At 58.4% G+C, this 722-nt stretch carries 1 protein-coding gene; it reads right to left on the reverse strand.

Annotated features, from left to right (window positions below):
* Positions 1-346: 346 nt before the first annotated feature.
* Positions 347-722 (reverse strand): hypothetical protein (locus FS320_RS47470; protein ID WP_210252277.1); only part of this gene is annotated, 376 nt, incomplete at its 5' end.

Raw genomic sequence — 722 nt, forward strand, 5'->3', positions numbered from 1 at the left:
GGCGAACAATGTTGGTAGTCTCGGTCATGACGTATCGCTCTCCTGAAGAGGTTCTGGCAGGCTCGACACCCGCCTCGATACGTCGCCTTTCTCAAACCGTCATCACCCACATTCCGGCATAGGTCCCCTCAACCTTGCCTCACCCTCACTGTACAGGGCCAGACAGCAGGCAATAAGAAGCGCCTCTTCAGGCACTTCCGGGTCCAGGTCCGAAGGGACAGATGAGCCAATAGAAGCGAAAATGCTATCAGCCTGTCGCCTGAAGATCGTGCGGCATCGCTGACGAGAGGTGGCTCTGAAGTTCGGCAATCAGCGCTACGTATGGCTGACGCCGCTCGCGGTGCCGTCACTTCAGGTTGTCGGTGATCTGCCTCTTCAGCGCAGGATCAGTCCTGCCGCGCTCCACCCGCTGCACCTCATGCTGATGCTCAAAGTCGAGGTTGCACAGGGTACGTGACGTGCTCTGCAACAAAGCATGCAGATCGAAGGGTTGCTCTGCGCCAATGATCAGGCGGTTCAGTGCAGAGGAGACGTGCTGGTGGTTCTGCATTGCGGCCCCCAATGGATCGGGCTGAGCCGCACCCTTGTTCAGGTGCTTAGCCGTTCTTATGCACGAGAGGGCTGGAGAGGGCTGGCGGATGTAGCTTAAGCGCTTGAAGCAGCGTAGGATTTGGTTGCTGAGACCAACCCCTGCCACCGATTGCACTGTGCCACACCCGCCA

This window comes from Microvirga tunisiensis (genome assembly GCF_009296175.1).
GTDB lineage: Bacteria > Pseudomonadota > Alphaproteobacteria > Rhizobiales > Beijerinckiaceae > Microvirga > Microvirga tunisiensis.